The 8,549-nt window shown below is 64.5% G+C and carries 4 protein-coding genes and 1 pseudogene; all 5 read left to right on the top strand.

What is annotated here, in order from left to right; translation table 11 throughout:
• Positions 1–469 precede the first annotated feature (469 nt).
• A complete protein-coding gene (locus tag B2527_RS05750; protein ID WP_293706576.1) occupies positions 470–2,650 on the top strand; it encodes a TonB-dependent receptor in 2,181 nt (726 codons plus the stop codon).
• A gap of 479 nt (positions 2,651–3,129) precedes the next feature.
• On the top strand, positions 3,130–5,388 hold the full coding sequence (locus tag B2527_RS05745) for a TonB-dependent receptor (RefSeq protein WP_293706575.1): 2,259 nt from the start codon (positions 3,130–3,132) through the stop codon (positions 5,386–5,388).
• A 66-nt stretch (positions 5,389–5,454) separates the two neighbouring features.
• Positions 5,455–6,570 carry a serine hydrolase domain-containing protein gene (locus B2527_RS05740; RefSeq protein WP_422664251.1) on the top strand — a complete coding sequence of 372 codons (1,116 nt, stop codon included), beginning with the start codon at positions 5,455–5,457 and terminating at the stop codon, positions 6,568–6,570.
• Positions 6,567–7,508, top strand: a complete 942-nt coding sequence (locus B2527_RS05735) for a ribokinase (protein WP_293706573.1) — start codon at positions 6,567–6,569, stop codon at positions 7,506–7,508. The genes B2527_RS05740 and B2527_RS05735 overlap by 4 nt, the downstream gene beginning before the upstream one ends.
• 36 nt (positions 7,509–7,544) lie before the next feature.
• Positions 7,545–8,549, top strand: a pseudogene (locus B2527_RS05730) (formylglycine-generating enzyme family protein); the annotation flags it as partial.

Genomic DNA, 8,549 nt, shown 5'->3' with positions numbered 1-8,549 from the left:
GCGGCGTAGGCCGCGAAGCAGATATCGCCACAGGATCACGCAACATTGCGATCCGAAGGGGCGCTTGCTTCGCGGCCTACGCCGCTCTTACATGGGACGCGCCATCTATCTGATACTTCCCGGCAAAGCCTCTGCCGAGCATGGCTCGGCACTACCTGATGGGTTTCCTGGGAAGGCCCCTGCCGAGCATGGCTCGGCACTCCCTGGTGGGTTTCCCGGTCATGCCTCTGCAGGCGACGTCACCCAATCGCAACAAACCCTAGGCTTTGAACATACACGGGCGCGCTTCTATCGCGCCGGGGCCGCGCCTAGTCTTCGCCCATCGTCGGAGTTGCGTCCGACGCCTGCAACCGCAGGCCCTGGCGCATCAAACGGCACCATCAAAGGGGCGCCAGTCCCCAACCGCTTTCTGTCGCCATCGGCTCCCAGGCCGGCGCCGGCACATATTCATACCCTGGGGGAGAGAAACATGATCAAGCCACTGTCGGCTGCCATCAGCGCCGCGCTGCTCGCCACCGCGATCAGCCCGGCCTTTGCACAAGACAAGAACGACACCGCCACCAACCTGGACCAGGTGATCGTCACCGGCAGCCGTACCCCGGTCGCCATCGAGAAGGTTCCCGGCGCGGTCACCCTGGTGACCCCGGAACAGGTGCAGCGCACCCTCAACCTGACCGAAGACGCCACCGCCGTGCTTGCACGCATGGTGCCGGGCTACTCCGAATCCTCGCAGGCGATGAGCAACTCCGGTGAGACCCTGCGTGGTCGCATCGCGCTGCGCCTGTTCGACGGCGTGCCGCAGGGCTCGCCGCTGCGCGAAGGCAACCGCAATGGCACCTTCACCGACATGGGCGTGATCGGCCGCATCGAGGTCATCAACGGTCCGTCCGCCGCCGAAGGCATTGGTGGCGCCGGTGGCGTGATCAACTACCTGTCCAAGAACCCGGAAGTGGATGGCCACCAGACCATCATCAACACCCGCTACGGCACCCAGTTCAAGGACAACAGCGACCAGAGCAAGATCGGCGTCACCCACACCTACCGTGGTGATGCGGCTGACTTCCTGATCAGCGGCGCCTATATCGACCGTGGCATCTCCTATGACGGCGACGGCCGCCGCGTTGGCCTGAACACCTCTGGCTCGCTGTCCGATTCGTACAGCAAGAACCTCTTCGTGAAGGGCGGTTACAACTTCGGCGAAGACCAGATGCAGCGCATCCAGGCCAGCTACAGCAACTTCCACATCGGTGGCAAGCACAACTACATTCCGGTGGAAGGCTGCCGCTTTGATCCGGTCGAGTGCCCCAATCCGACCACCAACACCGCCGAGAAGGGCTCCATCGCCGGCTCGCTGGCCGAGTTCAACGATTTCGAACAGTTCGCAGTGAAGTACACCAATGCCGATTTCTTCGGCGGCGACCTGAGCGTTGATGCGTACTGGGCCGAGCAGGCCATGCGTTACGTGCCGGAGAACGGCGCTGATCGCCAGCTGACCAAGCCGGCTCCGCCAGAAGCCGAGCGCATCTGGGACCAGTCGGAAATCAACAGCGAGAAGAAGGGCCTGCGCTTCGGCTACGCCTATAGCGACCTGTTCAAGGTCGAAGGCCTGCGCCTGCGTGCCGGCCTGGACCTGGTCGAAGACACCGCTGAGCAGCGCCTGGCGTTGACCAACCGCCTGTGGGTGCCGCCGATGAAGTACACCAGCCTGGCGCCGTACGCGCAGCTGAGCTGGGACATCGGCCCGGTGACCCTGGATGCCGGCGTGCGCCGCGAAGACGGCGAGCTGGAAATCGACAGCTACACCACGGTGGCCTTCCGCGACCACACCCCGGTGCAGGGCGGCAAGATGGATTACAAGGCCAACATGCCCAACTTCGGTGCGATCTGGCGCATCAACGACCAGTGGTCGGTGTTCGCCTCGTACTCCGAAGGCTTCGGTATCGCCAACGTCGGCATCCCGCTGCGCAACATCCAGGCCAACAGCCCGTGCAAGGCCGTGTCCTGCATCGCTGACCTGCAGCCGCTGATCACCGAGAACAAGGAAATCGGCGTCAACTGGCGCGGTGCCAAGGGTCAGGTGGGTGCATCCGTGTACCGCTCCACCTCGGACTACGGCTCCAGCCTGACCATCGACCCGGTGACCGAAGACTTCATCCTGACCCGCGCACCGGTCGAGATCGAAGGCTTCGAGTTGAACAGCGCCTGGACCTTCAACGAGCACTGGAAGGCCACCTTCCTGTACTCGCGCATCCGTGGCCAGACCCAGTACTACCCGGGCTCGGGCCTGAAGAAGGAAATGGGCATCCTGGACATCTCGCCGGACAAGGTGAATGCCTCGCTGACCTGGACCCCGAACGACACCCTCAACGCCACCCTGGGCGTGAGCAAGACCTTCGACCGCGATCTGCGTGAGACCTTCACCAATCCGGCCAACGGCGACGTCTATGCCAACGAAGAGAACACCTATGGCTACGCGCTGTGGGACCTCAGCGTGAACTACGACACCGGCCGCTTCGGCCAGCTGTCGCTGGGCATCGAGAACCTGTTCGACAAGCAGTACGTGCTGACCTGGTCGCAGCTGCCGGGCTGGCAGAACTACTTCTCCGGCCGCGGCCGGATGGTGTCGCTGTCGCACACCATCAAGTTCTGATAGCAGCAACTTGAAGACGGCGCCGCAGGCAACTGTGGCGCCGTTTTTGTTTGCGAGGCAGGCAACAACACGGTAGCCCGGGTAAGCGCAGCGCACTCGGGACACGCAAGGTCCGCAACATCCGCTTCCATCGCAGGCAACAGGCCCATACCTATCGTCGCGTTGCAGGTGCAAGCGACGGCTGCAGTATCCCGGGTGCGCTGCGCTTACCCGGGCTACGCGGTGACGGGCATCCACCAGACAACAAGAAAACCTTTCTTGTTGCATCGCAAGAAAAAACCACAGCTTGTTTCAAGCAACAAAACCTCACGTCTGAAGCAAGGCCCCCCGCCTTCAATGCCCTCCTGTGCACGCCTAGGCTGCTGTTGTCGGGGAGTTGCGTCGGGAGGGATGCAACAGCCAACAGAAGTATCGGAATGCCGCAGTCCGCGGCAGCAGTTCATGCACGTCTTATCTAAAACAAAAACGAGATAAACAACATGAAGAAGGTACCGGTAGCGTTGGGGGTTCTGGTCCTGGCCGCTGCGATCAGCAGCAGCGTGCAGGCCCAGCAGATGCAGGCAGCAAACGAAGAAGACAGCCGCAGCGCCGACAAGCGCGCACAGGACAAGAAAGCCACCGAGCTCGACCGGGTCATCGTCACCGGCGTACGCGCGCCCAAGGCGGTGGACAAGATACCCGGCGCCATCACCATCATCACCCCGGAGGAGATCAAGCAGTCGCTGATCATCACCGAGGACAACACCGCGGTACTGGCACGCACCATTCCCGGTTATGCCGAATCCTCGCAGGCAATGACCAACTCCGGTGAGTCGCTGCGTGGGCGCATTCCGCTGCGCCTGTTCGACAGCATCCCGCAGGGTTCGCCGCTGCGCGAAGGCACGCGCAACGGCACCTTCACCGACATGGGCGTGATCGGCCGCATCGAAGTGATCAACGGCCCGTCCGCTGCAGAGGGCATCGGCGCTACCGGTGGCGTGATCAACTACATCTCCAAGGTGCCGGAGCAGAGCGGCAGCGAGACCACCATCAATGCGCGCTACCAGACCCAGTTCAACGACGACAGCGTCGGTTGGAAGCTGGGCCTTAGCCATGCGATCAAGCAGGACAACTACGACTTCCTTGCCAGCGTCTCGCAGCTGGAGCGCGGCATGGCCTATGACGCCAAGAGCCGCAGCATCGGCATGAACTCCAGCGGTTCGCTGGCCGATTCGCAGTCGCGCAACCTGTACATGAAGGGCGGCTACAACTTCGGCGAGGACGGCGAACAGCGCCTGCAGGCCACGTACAGCAACTTCAACATCGGCGGCAACGGCGATTACATCCAGCTGGTCGGCTGCAAGGGCCCGAACGACTGGCCGCCCTGCGACACGCCGGTGCCGAATACCTCGATCAAGGGCCATATCGACGGCCAGCGCGATGCGCTCAACAAGTTCATCCAGTACAGCCTGCAGTACACCCACAGCGATTTCTACGGCGGCACGCTGGACCTGGTCGGTTACCAGGCCAAGCAGGGCATGCGCTTCCTGCCGGAGAACGGCGCCGACCGCCAGCTGGTGAAGCCGGCACCGGCAGACGATGCCGACCGCATCTTCGATCAGTCCGAGATCCAGTCACGCAAGAAGGGCCTGCGTACCTCATGGACGCGCCCCACCATCTTTGGCGTGGACGGATTGGAGCTGCATACCGGCGTGGACTTCGTGCAGGACGTGGCCGAGCAGCGGCTGGTGATGACCGACCGCGTATGGGTGCCGCCGATGGATTACCGGAGCGTCGCCCCGTATGCGCAGCTGTCCTGGGATATCGGCCCGGTCACGGTCAGCGGCGGCTTCCGTCGCGAGAACGGTGAGCTCGACATCGACAGCTATACCACCGTCGCCTACCGCAACAACTCCTTCGTCGAAGGCGGCACCCTGGACTACACCGCCAACCTGCCCAACATCGGCGCGATCTGGCGCGTCACCGATGAGTTCTCCCTGTTCAGTGCCTACAGCAAGGGCTTCACCCTGCCCGACATCGGCATCCCGCTGCGCAACGTGAACTACCCGGGCCAGACCGTGGCCGGTATCCTCGACCTGCAGGCGATCATCGTCGACAACATCGACATCGGCTTCAACTGGCGTGGTTCGCGCGGTGCGCTGAGTGGCAGCTGGTACCACTCCACCTCCGACTTCGGTGCATCGCTGGAAGTGGACCCGCTGACCAGCGACTTCATCATGACCCGCGCGCCCACCGACATCAAAGGCATCGAGCTCACCGGCGAATTCCGCTTCACCGACACCTTCAAGATCACCGGGCTGTACACGCACCTGCGTGGCTACACCTCGTTCTGGGGCCCGGACCCGCAGGGCCGCTACGATGCAGGTCCGATGAAGAAGCCGCTGGGCATCTTCGATGCGACGCCGGACAAGGTCAACGTCGCGCTGGTGTGGAAGGCATTGCCCAACCTCGACGCTACCCTCGGTGCAAGCATGCTGCGTGACCGCCACCTCACCGGCTCCGCGGTGCGCGAATATGATGGCGAAGAGTACGACTACGACGAAAAGATCAACGGCTACACGCTGTGGGATCTGGGCGTGAACTATGATTCGGGGCGCTTCGGCACGTTCTCGCTGGGCGTGGACAACCTGTTCAACAAGTACTACATCCTCAGCGGCTCGCAGGGCGATGGCTGGCAGAACTACTGGGCCGGTCGCGGTCGCGTGGTGTCGCTGAGCTATTCGTATACGTTCCGCTGATGAGCGCAGGAGTGCACGCCATGCATCGACCAATCGCAACATCGCGCAGCCGCCGCTGGCTGCGCCATGGCGTCGCACTCCTGCTGTGCCTGTCCGCGCCGCTGCTGCACGCTGATGAGCGCTGGCAACGGCTGGATGGTTTCCTGCANNNCTGGCCACCGGCCACTGCAGTCCGACAGTATCTTCCGCATCTATTCGATGACCAAGCCGGTGACCTCGGTCGCCGTGCTGATGCTGCTGGAAGAAGGCAAGCTGTCGTTGGACGATCCGCTGGCGCGCTACCTTCCCGAGTTCGCCGACCGCACCGTGGTGACCGGCGGCGACCTGCAACATCCGCAGACCGAAGATGCACCGCGCGCGATTACCCTGCGCCATCTGCTCACCCATACCAGCGGCTTCGCGGCGGCGTCGGACACGCACCGGGTGGCGACCAAGCTGTTGACCGCGGCCGATGTCGACAGCGCGACCTCGCTGCAGGACGTTGCACGCCGCTTGTCCACGCTGCCGTTGGCCGATGCGCCCGGCACACACTTCCATTACGAAGGCAGCAATACCGAGCTGCTGGCGCGCGTGGTCGAGGTGGTCAGCGGGCAGCCGTTCGCGCAGTTCCTGCAGCAACGCATCTTCAGCCCGCTGGCGATGCACGACACCGGTTTTGAAGTGCCGCTGGCGCAGCGTGGTCGCGTGGTCGAACTGCCCACCAGCAACGACGATGGCAGCCTGCGCGTGGCCGACACGCTCAGCGCGCGCAATCCGGGCGTGCGCCTGAAAGGCTATGACAGCGGCGCCGGCGGCCTGTACTCCACCGCTGCCGACTACCTGAAGTTTGCCCACATGCTGCTCGACGATGGCCGCAGCGGGACACAACAGCTGCTCTCGCGCAAGACCGTCGAGCTGATGATGAGCGACCAGCTCGCTGGCTTCGAGCCGGCCATCAGCAGCTATGGCGCGGGCGAGGGCTTCGGCCTGGGCGGCTATGTCATCACCAACCCGGCCTACCGCGGCAAGCTCGGCAGCGTCGGCCAGTTCGGCTGGTCGGGCGCGGCGTCCACCTATTTCACCATCGACCGCAAGGAAAAGCTGGTGGCCATCCTGCTGATGCAATACCTGCCCAGCGGTGACAGGTCGCTCGCCTCACCTTCCACCCGCTTCTACAACCTCGTTTACCAGGCCATTCCATGAGTTCCACCGTACTTGTCGCCGGCTCGGCCAACCTCGACTTCGTGGTCCGCGCCGCGCACGTGCCGGCGCCCGGCGAAACCGTGCTGGGCCGCGAGTTCCGCACCTTCCCCGGCGGCAAGGGTGCCAACCAGGCCGTGGCCTGCGCGCGTGCCGGTGGCGCCCGCACCCGCATGCTGCTCGCATTGGGCCTGGATGATTTCGCCACGCCGATCGAAACCTCGCTGCGCGACGCCGGCGTGCAGCTGCACGCGGTGCGCGATGCACAGTTGCCGACCGGCACCGCCTTCATCTGCCTGTCCGATGATGCCGAGAACGCCATCACCGTTGCGCCCGGCGCAAACATGGCATTGCAGCCCAAACACCTGCCCGCGCTGGACGGGGTGCAATGGCTGCTGCTGCAGCTGGAAACCCCACTCGACACCGTGCTGGCCTATGCAGTGGCCGCACGTGCGGCCGGGGTCAAGGTCGCGCTCAACGCCGCACCGGCGCAGGTGCTGCCGGCCGAGCTGCTGGCACAACTGGACATGCTGATCGTCAACGAGGGCGAACTGGACGTGGTCGCCGGCAACCCGCCGGACCTGGCCAGCGGGCTGGCGCGGCTGGACGTGCCCTGCGTGATCGTCACCCTCGGTGCGCGCGGCTGCCTGGCGCGGCACGAAGGCCGTACCCTGCTGCAGCCGGCGTTCGCCATTTCGCCGGTGGATACCACCGCAGCCGGCGATACCTTCTGCGGCACGCTGGTAGCGGCCTTGGCGCGTGGCGATGCGCTGCAGCAGGCGCTGCTGGCGGCCAGTGCCGCCTCCGCGCTGGCCTGCACGCGGCTGGGCGCACAATCCAGCATTCCCGACCACACCGAGGTCACCGCGTTGCTGGCCGATGCCCGCCGTGTCCCCGGCACCGACGCCCATGCCGCGCTCGCGGCCTGGTGCGCGCTTTGACCGCTTGCTCCCCCTGTTTTTCGTTGGATGAATGCCATGACCACGCCGTACCCCACGCCTGACTACGACAACGACAGCCCCGACCACGGGCGCGAGGCGATCAGCACCGAGTACAAGTTCTCGCACGTCACCACCGGCCGCTACCTGCCCACCCCGGGCAAGGCACCGGCCTGGCCGTTCGCCGACATCGGCAGCTGGATGATCGATGCCAACGCCAGTGCCGGCGACTGGCTGACCGAGCTGAAGGACTGGCGCCGCGAACACCTGGTGCGGATCGGCTACACCGACGTGAACTACCGCCGCCCCGAGCTGCAATGGGCGCAGCGCAACTTCGTGCACGCGCAGATGATGGTCGAGGACCGCTACTTCTTCGACGTGGAGACCGCGCAGTACACCGTGGACAAGTACCTGGACGACCTGGTCGCGCGCTTCGGCGGGCTGGACTCGGTGCTGATCTGGTACATCTACCCGAACATCGGCATCGATGACCGCAACCAGTTCGACCTGGCGCACACGCTGCCCGGCGGCCTGGAAGGGCTGACCGCTGCCGTGAAGGCCTTCCAGAAGCGCGGCGTGCGCGTGTTCCTGCCGGCCAAGCCGTGGGACCACGGCACCCGCGACCCGGGCGTGACCCATTGGGACGGCATGGCCGAGATCATCAAGGCCACCGGCGCCGATGGCATCAACGGTGACACCTTCAACGGCGTGCCGCGCGCGTTCTTCGATGCCTGCGACGCCAACGGCAACCCGGTGGTAGTGCAGCCCGAATCCACCATCAGCTCCGAAGAGCAGCTGATCTGGAACGTGCAGAGCTGGGGCAAGAAGGCGCCCGACGGCCCGGTGCCGCCGGTGTCCAAGTGGAAGTGGCTGGAGCCGCGCCACATGGTCAATTACGAAAACCGTTGGGGCCGCAACCGCAACCACGATCTTCAGTACTGCTTCTTCAACGGCATCGGCTACAACGCCTGGGAAAACATCTGGGGCATCTGGAACCAGTTCACCGCGCGCGATGGCGAAACCCTGCGCCGCATCGCCGCGATC

It is taken from the genome of Stenotrophomonas sp. UBA7606 (assembly GCF_002477705.1).
Taxonomy (GTDB): domain Bacteria; phylum Pseudomonadota; class Gammaproteobacteria; order Xanthomonadales; family Xanthomonadaceae; genus Stenotrophomonas.
This window is presented reverse-complemented; position numbering and strand designations above follow the sequence as displayed.

Bases quoted from the DNA above. Each gene is read 5' to 3' on its own strand.
- B2527_RS05750 (WP_293706576.1), top strand. From the start codon at position 470: ATGATCAAGCCACTGTCGGCTGCCATCAGCGCCGCGCTGCTCGCCACC.
- B2527_RS05745 (WP_293706575.1), top strand. From the start codon at position 3,130: ATGAAGAAGGTACCGGTAGCGTTGGGGGTTCTGGTCCTGGCCGCTGCG.
- B2527_RS05735 (WP_293706573.1), top strand. From the start codon at position 6,567: ATGAGTTCCACCGTACTTGTCGCCGGCTCGGCCAACCTCGACTTCGTG.